The following is a 20,714-nucleotide window of genomic DNA, read 5'->3' on the forward strand; positions in this document are numbered from 1 at the left end:
ATGTCTATACTCGTATATGTAGAAAATACCGATGGAAAATTCAAAAAATCAGCTTTTGAAGTTGTTTCTTATGCAAAATCCATCGCCGATAACATACAGACTGATCTTGTGGCTATTTCAATCGGAAATGTCGCTGAAGACGAACTTGCTGGTTTAGGCAAGTACGGTGCTTCCAAAGTATTAAATGTCAATAATGAACAACTTGCTTCTTTTGTAAACCAAGCGTATGCAAGCATCATTGCTGAAGCCGTAAAAAGTACCGGTTCAAAAATACTTGTGCTGTCCAACTCATTCTCAGGTAAGGGACTCGCTCCACGTATTGCAGCCAAATTGGAGGCTGGTCTGGCCGATGGCGCACTCGAATTGCCCACAATCAATGGCGACAAACTGACTGTCAAAAAAACAGCGTTCTCCAATAAAGCTTTCGCTACGCTCGAACTATCCTCGGATATAAAGGTCATCGCACTAAGCCCGAATGCATATGAAACAAAAGAGACCGGTGGTAGCGCAAATGTCGAAACTTTTGCTCCCAATATTGACCAAACAGATTTTACAACGATGGTCAAAGAGATTGTTCGAGCAACAGACAAAGTTTCCCTGCCCGAAGCTGAAATCGTCGTCTCCGCAGGCCGTGGTTTAAAAGGCCCCGAGAACTGGGGTATGGTGGAAGAACTTGCAGACGTCCTTGGTGCAGCTACAGCATGTTCAAAACCGGTATCTGATGCAGGCTGGCGCCCGCATTCGGAGCACGTAGGCCAAACAGGTATTGTTGTTAGCCCCAATCTCTACATTGCTATCGGTATCTCCGGAGCAATACAGCATTTGGCCGGAGTAAGCTCTTCTAAAACAATCGTTGTCATCAATAAAGATCCAGAAGCGCCCTTTTTCAAAGTGGCCGATTATGGAATTGTAGGCGATGCTTTCGACGTCGTTCCGAAATTAACGCAGGCATTGAAGGCTTACAAAGGTATTTAAAGCTTTCTTCCGATATATTCTCCCCATTTATCCAAAATGAATGGGGAGTTTTTATTTGTTATAATTGGATATAAAAGCAAATTTATCTAAGTTTGTAGACCGCTTTGGAATTAAAATGAAGAAAATCAGATTAGATATCGTTGGTTTATCCTATAGTCAAACGCAATCTGGGGCTTATGCTCTTGTATTGGGAGAAGTGGAGGGCAACAGAAGATTGCCCATCATTATCGGCAGCCATGAGGCTCAAGCTATTGCTATTCGGATAGAGAAAATGATTCCTAGTCGTCCGCTGACACACGACCTATTTCAATCTTTTGCAGATTCTTTTGGTATTAAACTCATTGAAGTACTGATCTATAATTTGATTGAAGGGATATTTTATGCTAAAATTATCTGTTCCGACGGCAACAAGATTGTCGAGATTGATGCCCGCACATCCGATGCCGTTGCACTGGCTGTACGGTTTGAAGCTCCGATCTATGCCTACGAATTTATTATGTCCTCTGCTGGAATTATCATTGAGGGACATGAGTTCGCATTTTTGGAAAACCTAGACAAGTCCAACAAAGTTCAGGATCCAAGTGTTGTTGAGATCGAAGAAAAAACACCTTCAAAATCCCCACAAAATCCTTTCTCCACGTTGACAGATGAGCAACTGGAGCAAGCACTTAATCAGGCATTGACCGAAGAAAACTACGAGCAGGCTGCCTTGATTAGGGATGAGATTTCCAAAAGAAAATAACCCCTTTCATTAAAGCGAAACAAAAATTTTAAATAACATCGATTTATGTCTATTAAATTAAGATTGACCATTATGAGCTTCTTTCAGTTCTTTGTCTGGGGAGCATGGTTGATTACAATAGCAAACTATTGGTTTGGCACAAAACAATGGGATGGTACACAATTTGGAGCTATTTTCGCAACCATGGGGATCGCTTCTTTATTTATGCCTACCCTGATGGGAATTATCGCCGATCGTTGGATAAATGCAGAAAGATTATATTTTATCCTTCACTTATGTTATGCGGGTGTTTTATTCTATTTACCGCAGGTAAATGATCCAAACACTTTTTTTTATGCAATGCTAGCGGCGATGTGTTTTTATATGCCCACTTTGGCCCTATCCAACTCCATTGCATATACGGCATTGAATGAAAATAACTACGATTTGGTCAAGGCATTCCCCCCTATCCGGGTATTCGGAACGATAGGCTTTATCGTCGCCATGTGGATCACCAATTTAACCGGCAACAAGGCTACAGCTTATCAATTTTATATCGCCGGAACCGCAGCGCTGGCTTTAAGTCTCTATGCTTTTACGCTACCTAAATGTCCACCAAAAAAGTTACAACAGGAAGATGCCTCCTGGACACAACTATTAGGCTTAGAGGCATTTAAACTTTTCGGAAATTATAAAATGGCTTTATTTTTTATTTTTTCCATGTTCTTGGGGGCCGCACTCCAACTGACCAATGCCTACGGTGATGTATTTTTGGATGAATTTAAATTCTATCCTAAATTTGCAGAATCTTTCGTTGTGAAATATTCGACCATCATTATGTCGATTTCCCAGATATCCGAGACACTATTTATTTTGGCTATTCCATTTTTTCTCAAAAGATTCGGTATAAAAAAGGTCATGCTGATTTCGATGTTAGCCTGGGTATTACGTTTTGGATTATTCTCCTTTGGTGACCCTGCAGGCGGACTTTGGATGATTGTATTATCCTGTATCGTCTATGGTATGGCATTTGACTTCTTTAATATCTCAGGTTCTTTATTTGTTGAAACCTCAACAACTTCGAGCATACGCAGCTCGGCACAAGGTTTGTTTATGATGATGACAAATGGTTTTGGTGCCGTTGTAGGCAGTTTTGCATCGGGTTGGATCATTGACCACTACTTTACCAAAAGTTTTCAAAACAGCAAAGATCTCGCACAATATTTAGATACAACAATCGACAACACCCATTTTCTACATTTTCTGCAGGAAAAGAGTATCTCAATCTTACCTGACGGCATGTTAAGTGGTAACCTCATGCTGAAAGACTGGCATGACATCTGGCTAGCTTTTGCCATCTACACCTTGATTATAGCAGTCCTTTTTGCGGTCTTCTTTAGACATAAACACGAGCGTGAACCGCTCAATTCAAAATAACAAAAAGCCGCTAATTGCGGCTTTTTGTATATTTGTAACATGCAAAGCACAGCAACGGAATTATTCAAAGATTCTCAATCCCACATCTATAATTGGACATTTCAATGGATTAAACAATTTGGTCTTGATAATCAGGGGAGTCATTTTGTTAACTCGATCCTTTTACTCTTACTGGTTGTCTTGTTTTTGATCATCATTGACTATTTCACCAAAAGAACATTACTCCTGTTAACAATCAAAGCCATCAGACGTAGTACAAACCGCTTTGATGATCTGTTGATCCGTAATAAAACACTGAAACTTGTTGCTCATTTTGTTCCGATATTAGTGGCACAATATATCATGCCCATTATCTTCATGGGTTTTCCAACCTGGAAAGAAAACAGCAATAAAATACTTGACATAGCGACGACTGTCGTCAGTTTATTGATTATTCATTCGCTCCTGAAAAGTTTGCGGGATATGCTGCGAATGAAGAAATCTTTTGCAGACAAACCTCTGGAGAGTTATTTACAGGTTTGTCAGATTATCTTATTGTTTATCGGCGGAACGATCTGCTTTTCAATATTGACAGGAAAATCTCCCTGGTCTTTCTTATTATCCTTGGGTGCCGCATCCGCAATTCTGATGTTGGTATTCAAAGACACTATACTAGGATTTGTTGCCAGTATACAAGTTTCGGCCAATGACTCCATCCGTGTCGGAGATTGGATAGAGATGCCCAAATATGGCGCCGATGGAACGGTCAAAGAGATTAACCTCAATAATGTAAAAGTACAGAACTTTGATAAGACCATTACGACGATACCGACACATACGCTATTGTCGGATTCGTTCAAAAATTACAGGGGCATGCAGCAGTCGGGCGGTAGGCGCTTAAAGCGGGCCATAAATATCAAAATTTCCACGATTCGATTTTTAGAAAATGAAGAAATTGAAAAACTCAAAAATATACAGATCCTGCGGCCGTATATCGAAGAGCGCGCCAGGACAATTGACCAATTCAACACCCAGCAGCAGATAGATCAGTCAAGCCCCATAAACGGTCGCAAAATGACCAATTTAGGGATGTTCAGAGCTTACACACTCACCTATTTACGTCAAAACCCCAATATCCACAAGACCATGCCCCTGATGGTGCGTCAGCTTGCTTCAACCGAACACGGTGTTCCAGTCGAACTTTATTTCTTTGTAAACGATATCCGCTGGGAATATTACGAAGGAATTGTTTCGGATGTATTCGACCACCTATTTGCCGCCACAAAATACTTCGACCTGGAGATCTTTGAAAATCCGGCATCGGATGATTTTCGGCGTGCTATCCGGCATAAAAGCCTTCATGACTTCGCAGACCAACAACAATAAAAGCGAACGGAATGTTCTTTCTGGCCAATAACATCAGACACTTTCAGAAGATATTATCGCTGTCGAACCAAGTGTTCAGCCGAACTATGTGTTCATATATTGCTAAGGTTCATATACCAAACGAATTACCAGGCAAAACCTTGTCTGCATAAATCAAATGAACTGTAAGAACAGGCCAGCCGAGAAGCAGTTAAATGCTGGTATCGTAAGATAGCCTAAAAGGTCTAAAACAGTGAAAGGTAATCTGGGGAGATTACCTTCACTTTAAAAACAAACTAAATTTTCAGACGTGTTTCACAACAGATCTACACATTAACCCTAACTCTTTATGAATCAAAAATTACTCTACACAAATATAGGATCGTTATGTTAAGTGCATCTTAAGCTATCTTTAAACTTAAAACAACTCTACAAATGCTTATTTATCTCACCTCAATAGTCTTTGTTGCCAGGTGTACTCTATTGAAAAGATCAACCGCCTGAACCTCAATCTGATATTTACCAGCTTTAAGTTTGGGCAAATTAGCTGTCCACAGATGACTGGATTTTTCGGGGTTCGAAGGTCTACGCGTATTCTTTAATTCGGTTGCTGTATCGTATTTAGCAAGAGAATTTAGGAATGCCGGATCGTTTTCATTGACAAAATCCATTTCCTTCCATTCGCCCTGATTGATTCTATACGTTACCTTGTCACCTTCCTTTCCAATGAAAAAATTAGCGTATATCGGGTATTTCTTTGTGTATTTTTCTGGAACGACTGATGCGCCATATAAATCAATCTGATACGTTGCCGGCTTACCGACAACCTTATAATCAAAACTGTACTGGTTGCCCTCGATTTTTAAGATGGCATACCCTTTTGGTGTACCGTCCCGCATTGTAGAAACAGGAATTCCCTTTTCATTCAACTCGCCCGAATACCAGTCGCCAGAGGTTGTACCCACATTATACTCGTGATGTGGCTTTTCTTGTTTCCATCCTTCGTTTTGTCCATAAAAATATTGCCGCTGAAAGTGTGTATGCGCGGATAAAGACAAGGTATGCTTAAATGGAGCCAAAATATCGAACAGACGTTGTCTATCTTCGTTACGAAAGACATCCGAGTTTTGATGGTATAAAGGAATATGAAATGCCAACACAATCAATTTATCTTTAGCAACGTTTTTTAAGTCATTTTCCACAAAATCAAGCTGATCTTTACGGAATCCGCCTAAATAACCTTTACCTGTCCGTGGATTCGGATAAATGATATTATCAAGAATGATAAAATGCGTATTTCCATAGTTGAACGCATAATTATTGGGGCCAAACGTCCGCTCGAACGATTCATCGGAGAGGCTATCCACTTTAGCATCATAGTTCATATCGTGGTTTCCCATGACATTATACCATGGCAAGCCCATCGTGGAAATCACCGATTTATATTTTGGCTGGAGTGAAAGATCGTCTCCCACCAAGTCGCCTAAGCTTATTCCGAATTTTGCAATTGTCTTATTGGAAATTTCATTGATCACACCATTTTTGAAATAGGCCAGTTCTTCCTCCGTGTAAGCCTGTGGATCACCAAAAACAAAAGCTGAAAAATTAGGATCCTCATCTTGTTGATACATTGCAAAATTTACAGCAGCAGGGATTTTTCCTGTAGCAGCAACAGCAGGGTATTTTGAAACTGGACTACCGTTTACTTTATGGATATAATAGAATTTTGGGTGGTTATTTTCATCCAAGGGCAAAGCATAGCCTGTTGGTTTAACCACAAAAATGATGTTGTCATTTCCAACGGGCAATTGGTAATTACCATCTTTATCAGTCGTTGTCACTTCACGCCCGTTACTAACAGAAACAGACGCAATGCCTTGTTCGTTTTTATCTAATTTTCCGTTCTTGTTTGCGTCCAGATAAACTTTTCCTTTTGCAAAATCTTGCGCCTGCACAGCGTTTACGCATGCCCAGGAAATTGCTAGTGCCAAAAATGCTTTCATATGAAATTTTGTTTTGGCGCTAAAGTATTCGATTCAGGTTAACGGAGTATAAAGAGAATATAAAGAATTTATCAAAAAAACAAAGGAAGCCATTTAACACTCTTGTATTAATTAATCCATATTTGGCAGTATCGTTATAGGGACTTTATCCGTGTTTTATACGTATTCATCCGAATGAGGTCCCTATCAGGTCCCTATTAAGTCCCTATAAAATCCCCATTAACATTTATGTTGTTGGCCGGTTAAATCCTTCTTCCATCCTTTGTTTTCAGACGGATATTCGGCACAAAAAAAGAGAAACCAATGACTTGATTTCTCTCTTTACCCTTAGGGCCTATTTCTTAACTATCTGGCTTGCGCAGTTGCCAACATGCGGTTGACTTCATCGATCATTGATTTTGCTGCATCGTGCATCCGAGGGTTGCCTGCAAAATCTGCATCCAAAGTGATATGCTTGGACTTATCTTTATAGTTGAACTCTAAATAAAAACGTGGGACTTTAGAATTTGTTGAATCCTGCTGCCATTCAGGACCGGTCATATCAGTATCCAAGTTCCAAAAGCCGAGCTCCATTGCTTTGCGATGCAGGTATAATAAATCGTCTTTTGTAAATTTTAAAGTATCGGTAATTAGAGAATCTTTTTTGTCTAAATATTTATAGATACGTGTTTTTGAATTGTATTCGTTGACCATGTGGTTCGGCTCGCCATATTTGAATTCAATGGATTCAAAATCGGCAAAACGAAAAGGGGCATTTTTGATCATATTACTGTAGTAATAAACACAATACATCAAAAACGGCACAATAATACAAAGGCCCAAAAAAATCTTCTTACTCTTGATTGTCATTTCTATAAAATTTTGACAAAAATAAGGATTTATACAGGGTATAAAAGTTTATATCAAGATATGACATAAAACCTACATGAAATTCACGCGTTTAGATATTGGGAGAGCCCGCGTCAACAAAGGTCTTCGCATACCAACTGTCGGAAAGATCAGAGATAATAACACCTTTCCGTGTCGAAACATGAACGAACTTATTATTATGCAGGTATACACCAACATGATCTATTCCATTTCGTCCGAAAGAAAAAAACACGAGATCTCCTTCTTCAAGTTTATCGACCTTTTTTCTCTTTACTATTCCTTCCATGTCACGCGAAGTCCGCGGCAAATTCCCTTTGTATACTTCAATATAGAGCAGATTAACAAATCCCGAGCAATCTACCCCCGATTTGGTCTGTCCACCCATACGATGCGGTATCCCCATCCAATCGTCAATAAAGGAATAAAGGTGCGGATTTAGTTTTTTGGTACTCACATTGAGCAAGTCTGCATAATTGTCAAGTTTGGATCCCGAAAAAGTTTTTCCACGCGCTGAGCTCGCATCTGTCAAAACCGAACCATTGGAAGAATGTGTTTTGGAGCTAAGTACCTTTTTCTTCGTTGAACAACTGCTCAAAAATAGAACTGCACCTAAAAAGAAGATAAAATAAGATCTGACACCCATGCTGTTCGATTTACGTTCTTGCTTAACAAACTTACTTGCATAACAAACTTAATTAAATTGCTGTTGATATCCAATAAATTTGCTTGCCCCCGGAGATTGCTTTTCTTGATAAGAACGTCAGATAAGAAAAAGAATTGTTCAGAAATCGTAACTTTGACGCCTAATTTATTTGAGAATGGAAAAATTAAAAGGTGCATTAGCTGTCTTTTTAGGTGCGAGTAGTTTTGGGATACTATCAACGTTTGTTAAAAAAGCCTATGGTAAAGGGTTGAATTTAGGAGAGGTAACGGGAATTCAGGTATTGTTTGGCATGCTTATCCTTTGGCTTATCTATATCATCATCAAACTCTTTTCGGCAAAGTCATTTCACTCTTCAAGCAAGAAATCTTCATGGATCAAGATATTAATCAGTGGTACTTCGACCGGTTTGGTGAGCATTCTCTATTACAAATGTGTACAGCTCGTCCCGGCTTCGTTGGCCATCGTACTGCTCATGCAGTATATCTGGATCGGTGTGGTAATCGAATTTATCTTTTTCAAGGCAAAACCTTCAAAAAACAACCTGATTGGTATCGGCATTGTACTCATTGCAACATTATTAGCGACTGGACTTCTTGAAAAAGGCTTGCAACACCTCAACCTAACAGGTGTCTTATTTGGTCTTTTAGCAGCGACCGCCTATTCGGTCTTCATGATCGTCAACGGTCGTGTCGGCAATGACTATCACCCCATTCAAAAAAGCGCTATTATGGTAACGGGGGCCTGTATACTGGTCTTCACCTTGTTTCCACCTGCTTATTTATGGAATGGTCAATTTGATGGTAACTTCCTCTATTTCGGCTTGATCCTCTCGCTATTTGGCACGGTCATCCCGCCTTTATTATTTGCCTATGGCCTACCGAAAACGGGCTTCTCCTTAGGCGGAATATTAAGTTCGGCGGAGCTACCCGTAGCCACCTGTATGTCGTTTTTTATACTTCATGAAAGTGTATCCACGATACAATGGCTCGGGGTACTTTTGATCTTGGGTACCGTCATCTGGTTAAATGCAGCAAAGAGCAGTACGCATTAGGCGACCGATCCACTTCTGGTCAGAGTACTGCAGTCAATTTGATCAGGAACACAACTGTGTGCTGCAATCAATAGGGAAATTATGGAATTCCCGTTAACGAAAAAAGGCAATCTTCCTAATAAGATTGCCTTTTTTATATGTTAAACCTTTGTATGTTATAAATCTTAAAAAGGTTAATGTGTCAGTGTCTCCGGAATTTCTTCTACTTCCACTTCACAGGAATCTGTTACTTCCATAAATTTAACCGGCACAACCTCATTCACCAATAATGGATCGTATAAGGTCCGTACTTTGACATAGTTTTTAGAAAAACCATGCATATAACCATCTTTTTCGTCTGCTTCAAACAAAACATCACCAGTCTCACCAAGCTGTGACTCATAAAACGCACGGCGCTTCTTCTCCGAAAGGATGTGCAACATTTTGCTACGGTCGCTGCGTTGAGCTCCCGGTACAGCACCGTCCATTTGAGCAGCAATCGTATTCTCCCTTTCTGAATAGGTAAAGACATGCAGGTAAGAAATATCCAAATCATTCAAGAAATTGTATGTATCGATAAAGTCTTCACGTGTTTCTCCCGGAAATCCGACAATAACGTCAACACCGATACAGCAATTAGGCATCAATGACTTGATAAAAGCGACGCGCTCTGTGTAAAGCTCTCTTTTGTACCTTCTGCGCATTAAACCCAGAATTTTATTGCTTCCAGACTGCAATGGCATATGGAAATGTGGAACAAAACGTTTTGATTGGGCCACAAACTCAATAATATCATTGGAAAGAAGATTGGGTTCTATCGAGGAAATACGGATTCTATCAATCCCTTCGACTTCATCCAGTGCTTGTACCAAATCCAAGAACCGGTCTTCGCGCTTACCATCCCGAATGCCAAAATCGCCAATGTTTACACCTGTTAAAACGATTTCTTTGACGCCTGAAGCTGCAATTTCTTCTGCTTGACGCACAATATCTTCGATCTTGCCCGAGCGACTTCCGCCCCGTGCCAAAGGAATCGTACAAAATGTACATGAATAATCGCAGCCGTCCTGTACTTTTAGGAACGTACGCGTACGATCGCCAATCGAATAAGCCGAGACAAATTGATTGGTCTCATCGATTGGACCATTATAAACGATCGTTTTTTCCTGTTTCGTCAAATCATTGATATGCTCAATAATATTAAACTTTTCAGCTGCACCTAAGACCATGTCCACTCCGGGAATCTCTGCAATCTCTTTTGGTTTTAGCTGCGCATAACAGCCAACAATCGTAATATAGGCGTTGGGAGAGTGCTTTAAAGCTTCCTTCACTACTTTTCTACACTTCTTGTCAGCATTATCCGTTACCGAACATGTATTGATTACATAAACGTCTGCACGGCTATTGAACGCTGTGGTATCATAGCCCGCATCTTTAAATAAACGACCAATGGATGATGTCTCCGAATAATTCAGTTTACATCCAAGTGTATAAAAAGCTACTTTTTTATTCTCCATAATATTTTGCAAAATTACATTTTTTTTCAGTAACCCCTCTTATCATTTTAAGTTTTGACTTTCTCGTTATAAGGATTTTCCTTAGTTTTGACTATCTTGAAAGGTTGAATGCACCGGCGGCTTATTACGGACAAACTAAATTAGAGCCGGACATGATGTATTCAAATATTCCCCGATTGAGAATCAGACACATAAAATAGTGCTATTCGTTCTGTCCAGTTCGATTATAGCATTGATATTTGGTATTTAATAATTACTTTTTACAGATGAAACAATATTTAGATTTACTCAGACATGTATATACGAATGGTGTTGTAAAGACAGATCGTACGGGCACAGGTACCAAAAGTGTCTTTGGATATCAGATGCGTTTCAACCTTCAGGAAGGTTTCCCTTTGGTAACGACGAAGAAATTACACCTGCGATCCATTATCCATGAATTGATCTGGTTTCTTAAAGGTGAAACTAATATTCAGTATCTCAAAGAAAATGGCGTAAGCATTTGGGACGAGTGGGCTGACGAACAAGGAAATTTAGGCCCTGTATACGGATCACAATGGCGCTCCTGGCCAACGCCCGATGGCCGTCATATCGATCAGATCACACAGGTTATCAACCAGCTAAAAAATTCACCGGATTCACGCCGTATTATTGTATCGGCATGGAATGTTGCCGAAATAGAGCATATGGCATTACCTCCTTGTCATGCCTTTTTTCAGTTTTATGTCGCTCCGGCACAACCTGAAAAAGGTATCTTAAAGCCGCAATTGTCCTGTCAACTCTATCAACGTAGTGCCGATATATTCTTGGGCGTTCCTTTCAACATTGCCTCTTATGCTTTATTGACGATGATGGTCGCACAGGTTTGCGACATGGAAGCCGCAGAGTTTATCCACACCCTTGGCGATGCACATATCTACAGTAATCACTTCGAGCAAACGGAGCTCCAATTGAGCCGCGAGCCAAAAGCGCTACCCCAGATGAAAATAAACCCTGAAGTAAAAGATATCTTTGATTTTAAGTTTGAAGATTTTGAATTGTTAAACTACGAATCCCATCCACATATCAAAGCTCCGGTGGCCGTTTAACAAGAAAGGTACCTGATTTTGTAATATATTTTAGCGAACGAATAATCACCTTATATCAAAAATGAGCAACCCAACGATCACATTAATCGTAGCTGCGTCGGAAAACAATGCCATCGGAATCGACAATCAGATGCCTTGGCATTTACCCAACGACTTTAAATATTTTAAGAGAAATACCGTTGAGCACTCTGTCCTAATGGGCAGAAAGACTTTTGAGGCCATAGGCAAAGCATTACCAGACAGAAGGAATATTGTCATTACACGTAACGCGAATTTCCAGGGAGAAGATATTGATGTTGCCAACAGCATCCAAGAGGCACTCTTGTATTGCCGGGATGAACGTGAGGTATTTATCATTGGTGGCGCAAACATTTATCAGCAAGCGCTACCCTTGGCAAATAAAGTGCTTCTGACGCGCGTACATACAACTATCAAAGGTGACGCTTTCTTTCCTGAATTACCGTCAGAAGAATGGGAATTAGTTGCCTCAGATTCGCATCAGGCCGATGACAAACATGCATTTGCTTATACCTTTGAAGTTTATACGCGAAAATAATTCCATGTTTACGAATAGCAAAACGCGATAGGATCATGGAGCTTTTTGCTTCATGATCCTATCACCATTAAAAGCTATAGAAGAGCTTAATCGACAAGACTAAACAGGCGCGACACTTTGATCTAAAGCACATGCAAAAATACCTCACCCTAATTCTTACTCTATTCATGTCAGATCTATACGCTCAGAAGATAGATACTGTTTACCTGGAAAAATTACTCCAAAGTCATCCCGATCTATTTCAAAACATATTAAGTCATCCGACGAAAAATGAAATACAAATTCTGTATACACAGATTGATCGTGACAAATCCAATAAGCCACATTTCAGGTCCTATAGCTATCGACTGAATCCGAACTGGTATTTTTATCCCGCAAGTACAGTGAAGTTGCCGACAGCAATTCTGGCTTTGGAAAAAATCAATGACCTGCATATTGCCGGTCTCAGCAAAGATACCCCACTACGCATCGATTCTGCTTTTGAAAAGCAGACTAAGGTTCTTGTGGACGAATCCGCCGCCAATGGCCTTCCATCTGTTGCTCAATATGTTAAAAAGATCTTATTAACCAGCGACAACGATGCCCAAAACAGGCTTTTCGAATTTATTGGCCGTGCAGAACTGAATGCGAAACTAAAAGAATACGGCACTAATTACAGCCGCATTGTCAACCGTCTTGCTATTGGCGACAAAGGCATATGGGCCAAACATACTAACCCCGTCACCTTTTATAAGGGGAAGGATATTATTTATAAACAAGAAGCACAGTTCGATCCCAAGGATTATACCATCGAGCTATCCAATACGCTTCAGGGGAAAGGTTACATGAACGATAAAGATGAACTTGTTCATGAACCCTGGAGTTTTGAAGGATTAAATGTATACGCTTTGCAAGATCAACAGCTGATATTGAAGAAGCTGTTATTTCCCGAAGCATTTCAGCCTCAAGAAAGATTCAATCTGAAAAAAGATGACTACGCGCTCCTCTATGATTATATGTCGCGCTATCCCTTTGAATCGGATTTTCCAAAATATGATCCAGCAGAATTCTGGCCAACGTATAGCAAGCTCCTTTTTTATGGCCGTGAAAAAAATGCGATCTTAAATCCCAACATCCGGATCTTCAACAAGTATGGAGATTCCTATGGCTATAATATTGATAATGCCTATGTCGTCGACTTTGAACATGGCGTGGAATTTATGCTCGCCGTTGTTGTACAGTCCAATGAAAATGGAATCTACAACGATGGACGCTATGAATATGAAACAGTAACCTATCCTTTTTTAAAAAATATCGGTCAGGTAATTTATCAGGAGGAACTGAAAAGGGTTAAAAAGTTTAAACCTGATCTATCCAAATTTGATTTCAGAAAATAAAACACAAAAAAGGCTCTCAGAAAATTGAAAGCCTTTTTTGCGCATCGTCATCGTGGCGTATTTTTATCCCCCTTGGCTAGAAGGCTGCTTATGCGAATGATCAGCAGGCTGTGGCTGGGAAATGCAGTATGTCATCATCGGAATGTATGCTTATCCGCGCTCCAGCCATATAGTCCCTGCCTCAAGTCCTACTGAGATAGAGCAAAACTATTTCGATTGTAGAGCCGTTTCGATCAACTCCCCGTAAAAATCCCCCTCCTTCATTCCAAAAGCCCGTACCTGCTGCGGAATAAAGCTTTGTGGAGTCTGCCCGGGAATGGTATTAATTTCGATAAAATAAAATTTATCGGTATCGTTTTCTAAAAAGAAGTCCACCCGAACCATACCCTTACAGTTCAATCTCACGTAAATTTCCCTTAAAATACGTGCAGCGCGCTCCTGCTCTTCCGTAGTCAGGTCTGCTGGTGTAATCTCTTCGGTCAATCCAGGTACATACTTGGCTTCATAATCAAAAAATTCACGTGTAGTACGAACTTCGGTAGCCGGCAAAACAACGAGTTCGCCTTTTGAATTCCTAAAAATTCCCTCGGAAAATTCGCGTCCAGTCACAAATTCTTCAACAATAACCTGTTTCCCGGTATTCTCTGCATCAAAAGCTTTATCAATCGCTTCCTGCAGTTGTGCCGATTCCTTTACTTTGGTCATTCCGATACTACTTCCACCGGCATTAGGTTTCACAAAATACGGCAGCGAAAGATTGCTTTCGACGATTTTAACCGCTTCCGGGCGTTGCGATTCAAACAATAAGACCGATTTTGCCAAATGCAACTCGGGAATATCCGATAAAATCGCTTTTGTATACCCTTTATTCATAGTCAATGCCGAAGTCAAGGCATCACATGAGGTATATGGAATATCTAATAAATCAAAATAGCTCTGAAGTCTTCCATCTTCTCCGGGCACACCATGCACCATAATAAATGCTAAGTCAAAGCTTAAGATATCTCCGTTCAATGGAAGTGTAAAATCTGCTTTTGAAATCGGATGCCGCTTACCGTCCAAATCTTCATAGTACCATGCTTCTTTGGTCACTGTAATCAAATATATATCGTATTTGTCGTGATCAAGTTGAGAATTGACAAAGGCAGAACTTTTAAAAGAAACTTCAGCTTCTCCTGTATAACCTCCAGTTATTAATGCTATTTTTGCTTTCATAAATTTTAGCGATTCGAATAGCAAATATAATTTGCTATACACGGAAAAACGAATAATTTTGTGAGGAATAATTTTATTTAATCATTCTGCAAACTTGGCTTTAATATTGCGGTTCTATGCAGAATTAATTTTTATCAAAACAGAGAAATGTCCAAAGTCGTACAATATCTTCAGACCCCCACTTTTAGGAAAAATCTTATTGCCGCTTTTATCGCGATAGTATGTCTATTCCTTTTCGTTTATGTTGGACTGAAAATATATACCAAACATGATGAATCTATAGCCGTTCCTAAAGTGAAAGGCCTTCATATCAGTGCTGCCATCCAGGCGCTGGAAGACGCGGGGCTGGAATATCAAATTGACTCCGTCTACCAGATGGACGCCAAACCAGGAATGGTCATCGAGCAGGATCCCGAACAAGGATTTCATGTAAAATCGGGGCGGACTATTTATTTGACCATTATCACACAAGTTGCACCTGAAGTTGCCTTTCCGAATATAAAGGATAAAACATTGATCGAAGCAACGGCTATTTTGAAAAACCATAACCTTAGAATCGGAGACACTTCTTATGTCGCCGATATCGCTAGGGACATCGTATTGGATGCTCAATTTGCTGGACAATCAATCCGTAACGGGCGCATGATTCCTAAGGGTTCACGTATAGATCTAGTTTTGGGAAATGGACTCGGTGCTAATGAAGTGGAAATACCCAACTTAATTGGTCTTCCATTAAACGAAGCGAAGTTTGCCCTATCTGGAGCTGGTCTAGGCCTAGGCACAGTGACTTATGATCCCAATGTAACGGATACAGCCACCGCAGTAATCAGTGTACAATCACCAGGAATAGAAAAAGGCTTAACCAGCTTAGGGGCTAAAATAGACATAACGCTCTCATTGACGGCACCAACAACAACTACAGGTGCTCCAGCTGGAGGTACGCCAACTCCTAAACCACAGGCAAACCAAACACAGGTTACTCCGCCAGCAGCAAAAGCTCCGGTTCAGTCTAAGCCCGTTGCTCCAGCGAAAAGTACCACAACAAATACGCCAGCAGCTAAATCGACAACAACAAATCCAACTGCAGGGCAGAAAAAAGAAAAAGAAAGTAAAGGGAATAGTCTTGGCTTTTAAGTGTATTGACTTAAAAATAAAGCTGCATGGCATAATCTCCATTATGATGGATTAGCGTTTGTTGCAGATTCAGGAATTGTATAAAATATAAAGATGAAACCGATCCATATCTGGGCGATTTCATCAACCATTGACCGCTAAAGGCTGTATGAATGCCCTTAATAGCGAACAACAAATGAATAAAAAATTTTAGCATGGAAAATAAAAAAGGAATACCAAGTTGGTTAAAAATCATTGCCCTGATCGTTATCGTTGTCGGAGGTTATTTTGCTTGGACATTTTATAAAGCATTTTATGCTTCCAATGTATCGGGAGAGAAAAAATACCTGTACATACACGAGGGCGAAAAATATGAAGATGTATTGAAATCAATCAAGGATTCAAATCTTGTGGATGACATCGCTTACTTTGAGCGTGCCGCACAATATAAAAAATATGAGCAAAGTGTAAAACCCGGACGTTATCTGTTAACCCCTGGTATGAACAATAGACGCTTAGTTGGCAATTTGATTGGTGGCTACCAAGAACCTGTAAAATTCAGATTTTCCAATGTGCGACTGAAAGAGAATATGGCCGCACTCCTTGGTAAAAGTTTTGAGGCAGATTCTGCAGAATTTATCGCGGTACTAAATGATGAGGCTACAGCACAGAAATATGGATTTACAAAAGAAAATCTGATTGCTATATTTATCCCCAATACCTACGAAATTTATTGGAACACCAATCCCGAAAAAGTAATTGCTCGTTTTGATGATGAATGGAAAAAGTTTTGGAATGCAGATCGCACGGCAAAAGCAAAAGCACTTAACCTGACACCGCAACAAGTCAGTACATTGGCTTCTATTGTCAAAGGTGAAGCCTTACACCAAGATGAAATGCCCATGATCGCCGGATTATATTTAAACCGCCTCAAAAAAGGCATGTTATTGCAAGCTGATCCTACCGTGATCTTTGCCAACAACGACTTTACCATTAGAAGGGTATTGAATAAGCACCTTAGAACAGACAATCCTTACAATACTTACATCTATAGGGGCTTGCCTCCAGGTCCTATTTCAATTCCAAGTATTGCTGCAATTGATGCGGTCTTAAACTTTAAGCAACATGATTATATTTACATGTGTGCTAAAGATGATTTTTCGGGCTATCATAATTTTGCAAAAACAGAGGCTGAGCATTTGATCAATGCACGTAAATTTCAACAGGCATTGGACGCCAGAAATATTAAAAAATAATGTTTGTATTTGACCATCAGATTCGTGTCCGCTATGCAGAAACAGACCAAATGGGTTATGTTTATTATGGAAATTATGCTGCATTTTACGAAATAGCGCGGACTGAAATGCTGCGGAGCACGGGGATATCGTATAAGGAGCTGGAAGAAATGGGGGTCATGCTCCCCGTTACGGAGATGAAAACAAAATACCTAAAACCGGGCAAATACGATGATTTGATCACGATACGGGTAACAATCCGCCAGAAACCTGCCGTCCGTATTATTTTTGAATATGAACTGTTCAATGAAAGCGGAGAACTACTCAACCAGGGCGAGACAACTTTGGTCTTTGTCAACATGGAAAAAAATAGACCTTGTATGCCGCCACAGGTTTTCTTGGATAAGATGAGTAACTATTTTAATTGATATGGGGAAAATCCACCAATGGCTATTAAATATTGAACCTTATTTTAGATTAATCGAATGGAGTAAACGTGTCGTACTACCTGGCTTTGGCTCGCTACCACTCTATACTGTGGCCGTATTTTTCTTTCAGGAGCTATCGAGAGATTCCATTGTCAGCAAGGCTTCTTCCCTTTCCTATAGCTTTTTATTGGCCATTTTTCCGGGTATCATTTTTTTATTTACATTGATCCCTTATATTCCGATCAATAATTTTCAGGAACAGTTGCTGGACTTTCTGGCCGTGGTTATTCCCAAAAATGCTTTTCTGGTTGTTGAAACGACTTTGGAGGATATTATTAAAAACCAAAATGGTGGATTACTTTCTTTCGGTTTTTTATTTGCGGCCTATTTTGCAACCAATGGTATGGCCTCTCTGATGAATGCCTTCAATAAGGCTTCCCTCATGACGGAAAGAAGGCCATGGGTCAGAAAACGTTTGCTTGCCTTAGCCTTGGCTTTCCTAATTATTTTTGCGTTAACAGTTGGGATGACAATATTTACCCTAGCTGGCATTACCATAGACTACCTCAAGGAAACAACAGGTATAAAGTCGAGCTTCTGGGCCATTCTACTTAAAGTAGCCCGATGGTTGATAATATTTGCTATTTACTTTTTCACGGTAAGCTGTATTTACAAATTTGGTCCTTCCAACTCCAATAAATGGAAACTCTTCAGTCCCGGAGCTTCTATGGCTACCATTTTAGCAATATTGACGTTTTCCATATTTACCTTTTATATCAATCATTTTGGTGCATATAACAAACTCTATGGATCCATTGGGACACTGATCGTCATTATGCTCTGGATTTACCTGAATACGCTTATTTTATTATTGGGCTATGAGCTTAATGCAGCAATAGCGCTGTCTAAACAAACCATTGTTATTGCCAAACCACGCATTTTCAACTCTTTTAAGAGAGACGAATAGGTGTATAAAATTATTTAAAGCTTCATTTACCCCGTCAGGTTGGCAACAAATGAACGGTAGAAGACGCTAAACGAGCGTTCGAACAGGCAGCTTTACACGTCTAAAGCAAAAGGCCTGTATAACTGAAAGTCTTTCAATAAAATAAGAAAAATAAAATTTTGCATTTAAAGTTTTTTTGTACCTTTGCAACTCCTACAAAGTAGGAAAAAGGAGAAAATTAATTAATGGCAAAAAAACAAGAAGCAGAAAAAGAATTAGCAGCGAAAAACGCAGAGCTACAAGGTGCTGACACTAAAGTAGTGAAAGACACTGAAAAAATTGAATCAGAAGCTGATTCAAACTTAATCGACGAAATCAAATCAAACACTTGGATCACACCAGAAGGTGAATTTGACTGGGATGCAAATGATAAAGGTTTCGGAAATTATAGCGATGCTGAACGCGCTAAACTTGAAGCACAATACGCAGATACTTTCAACCAAGTTAACCAAGGTGAAATTATTGAAGGTACTGTAGTTTCTATCAACAACAAAGACGTAGTCTTAAATGTTGGTTTCAAATCTGACGGTTTAGTTTCTTTATCAGAATTCCGTGACTTACCAGAATTAAAAGTTGGTGACAAAGTTGACGTATTCGTTGAATCTCAAGAAGATGCTAACGGTCAATTAGTACTTTCTCGCAAACGTGCTAAAACTCAAAAATCTTGGGAAGCTATCAATGAGGCATTGGAAAATGATGCAATCATTACTGGTTTCGTTAAGAGCCGTACTAAAGGTGGTCTTATCGTTGATATCAAAGGTGTTGAAGCATTCTTACCTGGATCTCAAATCGATATCAAACCTATCCGTGACTACGATGTATACGTAGGTAAAACAATGGAATTCAAAGTTGTGAAAATCAACCACGAATTCAAAAACGTTGTCGTATCACACAAAGTATTAATTGAAAACGACTTAGAGAACCAAAAATCTGAAATCGTTGCTAAATTAGAAAAAGGTCAAGTATTAGAAGGAACAGTTAAAAATATCACTGACTTCGGTGTGTTCATCGACTTAGGTGGTGTTGACGGTTTATTGCATATCACAGATATCTCTTGGGGTCGTATCGAGCATCCAAAAGAAGTTTTATCGCTAGATCAAACAATCAACGTTGTTGTATTAGACTTTGATGATGAGAAAAAACGTATCGCTTTAGGCTTGAAACAATTATCTGAGCATCCTTGGGAATCTTTAGATACTGCATTAGAAGTTGGTTCTAAAGTTAAAGGTAAAATCGTAACAGTTGCTGATTACGGTGCTTTCTTAGAAATCATCCCTGGTGTTGAAGGTTTGATCCACGTTTCTGAAATGTCTTGGTCACAAAACTTACGTTCTCCACAAGAGTTCTTGAAAGTTGGTGATGAGATCGAAGCGCAAATCTTAACATTAGATCGCGATGAGCGTAAAATGAGCTTAGGTATCAAACAATTGACTCCAGATCCTTGGAAAAACATCACTGAGCGTTACCCTGTAGGTTCTAAACAAACAGCTGTTGTTAAAAACATGACTAACTTCGGTGTATTTGTTGAGTTAGAAGAAGGTATCGACGGTTTGATCCACATCTCTGATTTATCTTGGTCTAAAAAAATCAACCACCCTAACGAATTCACTAAAGTTGGTGAAACATTAGACGTAGTTGTTTTAGAATTAGATGAAGAAAACCGCAAATTATCTTTAGGTCACAAACAATTGGAAGAAAACCCTTGGGATACTTTCGAAACGATCTTTACTGAAGGTTCTATCCACGAAGGTACTGTGATCAAAGTTGGTGACAAAGGTGATATCGTAGCTTTACAATACGGTGTTGAAGGTTTCTGTCCTTCTAAACACTCTGTTAAAGAAGACGGTTCTTCATTGAAAGTTGATGAAGTTACTTCATTCAAAATCATCGAGTTCAACAAAGAGAACAAACGTTTGGTAATTTCTCACTCTCGTATCTGGGAAGAAGAGAAAGAAGAAGCTCGCAAAGAAGAGTCTAACAACCGTAAAAAAGACGCTAAAGCTGAGTCTTCAGCTGTGAAAAAAGTAAAAGATTCTGTTGAAAAATCTACTTTAGGCGACTTAGACGTATTAGCTCAATTGAAAGAGCAAATGGAAAATGATAAAAACGCTAAGTAATTAGCAATTTCAATCCATA

Annotated in this window: 18 protein-coding genes; 13 read left to right on the forward strand and 5 right to left on the reverse strand. The window is 39.6% G+C overall.

Features of this window, described 5'->3' with window-relative positions; genetic code table 11:
- The 4 genes from B3E92_RS22370 (at nucleotide 1) to B3E92_RS22385 (ending at nucleotide 4,498) form a co-directional block, all read left to right on the forward strand.
- Complete coding sequence (locus tag B3E92_RS22370; protein ID WP_286767038.1) at nucleotides 1–975, forward strand: electron transfer flavoprotein subunit alpha/FixB family protein; 975 nt, start codon at nucleotides 1–3, stop codon at nucleotides 973–975.
- Nucleotides 976–1,090: 115 nt separating this feature from the next.
- Nucleotides 1,091–1,717, forward strand: a complete 627-nt coding sequence (locus tag B3E92_RS22375) for a bifunctional nuclease domain-containing protein (protein ID WP_088160444.1) — start codon at nucleotides 1,091–1,093, stop codon at nucleotides 1,715–1,717.
- Nucleotides 1,718–1,762: 45 nt separating this feature from the next.
- A complete protein-coding gene (locus B3E92_RS22380) occupies nucleotides 1,763–3,133 on the forward strand; it encodes a nucleoside permease (RefSeq protein ID WP_070565037.1) in 1,371 nt (456 codons plus the stop codon).
- 39 nt (nucleotides 3,134–3,172) lie between these two features.
- Nucleotides 3,173–4,498, forward strand: a complete 1,326-nt coding sequence (locus B3E92_RS22385; protein WP_286735900.1) for a mechanosensitive ion channel family protein — start codon at nucleotides 3,173–3,175, stop codon at nucleotides 4,496–4,498.
- A 422-nt stretch (nucleotides 4,499–4,920) separates the two neighbouring features.
- Here B3E92_RS22385 and B3E92_RS22390 read toward each other — a convergent pair whose 3' ends face one another.
- The 3 genes from B3E92_RS22390 to B3E92_RS22400 all read right to left on the reverse strand — a co-directional run bounded on the left by B3E92_RS22390 (nucleotide 4,921) and on the right by B3E92_RS22400 (nucleotide 7,993).
- Nucleotides 4,921–6,480 carry a calcineurin-like phosphoesterase family protein gene (locus tag B3E92_RS22390; RefSeq protein WP_286767037.1) on the reverse strand — a complete coding sequence of 520 codons (1,560 nt, stop codon included), beginning with the start codon at nucleotides 6,478–6,480 and terminating at the stop codon, nucleotides 4,921–4,923.
- Between the two features lie 345 nt (nucleotides 6,481–6,825).
- Nucleotides 6,826–7,329, reverse strand: coding sequence for a hypothetical protein (locus B3E92_RS22395; protein ID WP_286898418.1), 504 nt, complete (start codon nucleotides 7,327–7,329; stop codon nucleotides 6,826–6,828).
- A gap of 91 nt (nucleotides 7,330–7,420) precedes the next feature.
- Complete coding sequence (locus B3E92_RS22400) at nucleotides 7,421–7,993, reverse strand: C40 family peptidase (RefSeq protein WP_046673998.1); 573 nt, start codon at nucleotides 7,991–7,993, stop codon at nucleotides 7,421–7,423.
- A 175-nt stretch (nucleotides 7,994–8,168) separates the two neighbouring features.
- Here B3E92_RS22400 and B3E92_RS22405 point away from each other — a divergent pair, with 175 nt between their 5' ends.
- Entirely contained in the window at nucleotides 8,169–9,065 is an 897-nt protein-coding gene (locus tag B3E92_RS22405) for an EamA family transporter (RefSeq protein ID WP_112373638.1), read from the forward strand.
- Nucleotides 9,066–9,238: 173 nt separating this feature from the next.
- On the opposite strand, the gene mtaB is transcribed toward B3E92_RS22405, so the two are convergent.
- Nucleotides 9,239–10,561 carry a tRNA (N(6)-L-threonylcarbamoyladenosine(37)-C(2))-methylthiotransferase MtaB gene (gene mtaB / locus B3E92_RS22410; protein ID WP_115049709.1) on the reverse strand — a complete coding sequence of 441 codons (1,323 nt, stop codon included), beginning with the start codon at nucleotides 10,559–10,561 and terminating at the stop codon, nucleotides 9,239–9,241.
- A 266-nt stretch (nucleotides 10,562–10,827) separates the two neighbouring features.
- Here mtaB and B3E92_RS22415 point away from each other — a divergent pair, with 266 nt between their 5' ends.
- From B3E92_RS22415 to B3E92_RS22425, 3 genes are all read left to right on the forward strand, one after another.
- Nucleotides 10,828–11,649 (forward strand): thymidylate synthase, encoded by an 822-nt coding sequence (locus tag B3E92_RS22415; protein WP_070565019.1) that lies wholly within the window; start codon nucleotides 10,828–10,830, stop codon nucleotides 11,647–11,649.
- A gap of 61 nt (nucleotides 11,650–11,710) precedes the next feature.
- The gene (locus tag B3E92_RS22420; RefSeq protein WP_112373640.1) at nucleotides 11,711–12,205 is read left to right on the forward strand and encodes a dihydrofolate reductase; all 495 of its coding nucleotides are present in this window, start codon (nucleotides 11,711–11,713) and stop codon (nucleotides 12,203–12,205) included.
- Between the two features lie 167 nt (nucleotides 12,206–12,372).
- Nucleotides 12,373–13,581, forward strand: a complete 1,209-nt coding sequence (locus B3E92_RS22425; protein WP_286898419.1) for a serine hydrolase — start codon at nucleotides 12,373–12,375, stop codon at nucleotides 13,579–13,581.
- Between the two features lie 207 nt (nucleotides 13,582–13,788).
- On the opposite strand, the gene B3E92_RS22430 is transcribed toward B3E92_RS22425, so the two are convergent.
- On the reverse strand, nucleotides 13,789–14,796 hold the full coding sequence (locus tag B3E92_RS22430; protein ID WP_112373642.1) for a D-alanine--D-alanine ligase family protein: 1,008 nt from the start codon (nucleotides 14,794–14,796) through the stop codon (nucleotides 13,789–13,791).
- A 147-nt stretch (nucleotides 14,797–14,943) separates the two neighbouring features.
- On the opposite strand from B3E92_RS22430, the gene B3E92_RS22435 reads away from it, so the two are divergent.
- From B3E92_RS22435 to rpsA, 5 genes are all read left to right on the forward strand, one after another.
- Complete coding sequence (locus tag B3E92_RS22435; RefSeq protein ID WP_070565008.1) at nucleotides 14,944–15,930, forward strand: PASTA domain-containing protein; 987 nt, start codon at nucleotides 14,944–14,946, stop codon at nucleotides 15,928–15,930.
- A gap of 194 nt (nucleotides 15,931–16,124) precedes the next feature.
- On the forward strand, nucleotides 16,125–17,165 hold the full coding sequence (mltG, locus tag B3E92_RS22440; protein ID WP_286767032.1) for an endolytic transglycosylase MltG: 1,041 nt from the start codon (nucleotides 16,125–16,127) through the stop codon (nucleotides 17,163–17,165).
- Nucleotides 17,165–17,572 carry an acyl-CoA thioesterase gene (locus B3E92_RS22445; protein ID WP_070564999.1) on the forward strand — a complete coding sequence of 136 codons (408 nt, stop codon included), beginning with the start codon at nucleotides 17,165–17,167 and terminating at the stop codon, nucleotides 17,570–17,572. Before mltG ends, B3E92_RS22445 begins: the two co-directional genes overlap by 1 nt.
- Before the next feature lies 1 nt (nucleotide 17,573).
- Nucleotides 17,574–18,539, forward strand: coding sequence for a YihY/virulence factor BrkB family protein (locus B3E92_RS22450; RefSeq protein ID WP_070564997.1), 966 nt, complete (start codon nucleotides 17,574–17,576; stop codon nucleotides 18,537–18,539).
- Between the two features lie 224 nt (nucleotides 18,540–18,763).
- Nucleotides 18,764–20,695: a 30S ribosomal protein S1 gene (gene rpsA, locus B3E92_RS22455; protein ID WP_075991301.1), complete on the forward strand. Its 1,932-nt coding sequence runs from the start codon at nucleotides 18,764–18,766 to the stop codon at nucleotides 20,693–20,695.
- Nucleotides 20,696–20,714 lie beyond the last annotated feature (19 nt).

This window comes from Sphingobacterium sp. UBA6317 (genome assembly GCF_002440385.1).
Lineage (GTDB): Bacteria > Bacteroidota > Bacteroidia > Sphingobacteriales > Sphingobacteriaceae > Sphingobacterium > Sphingobacterium multivorum.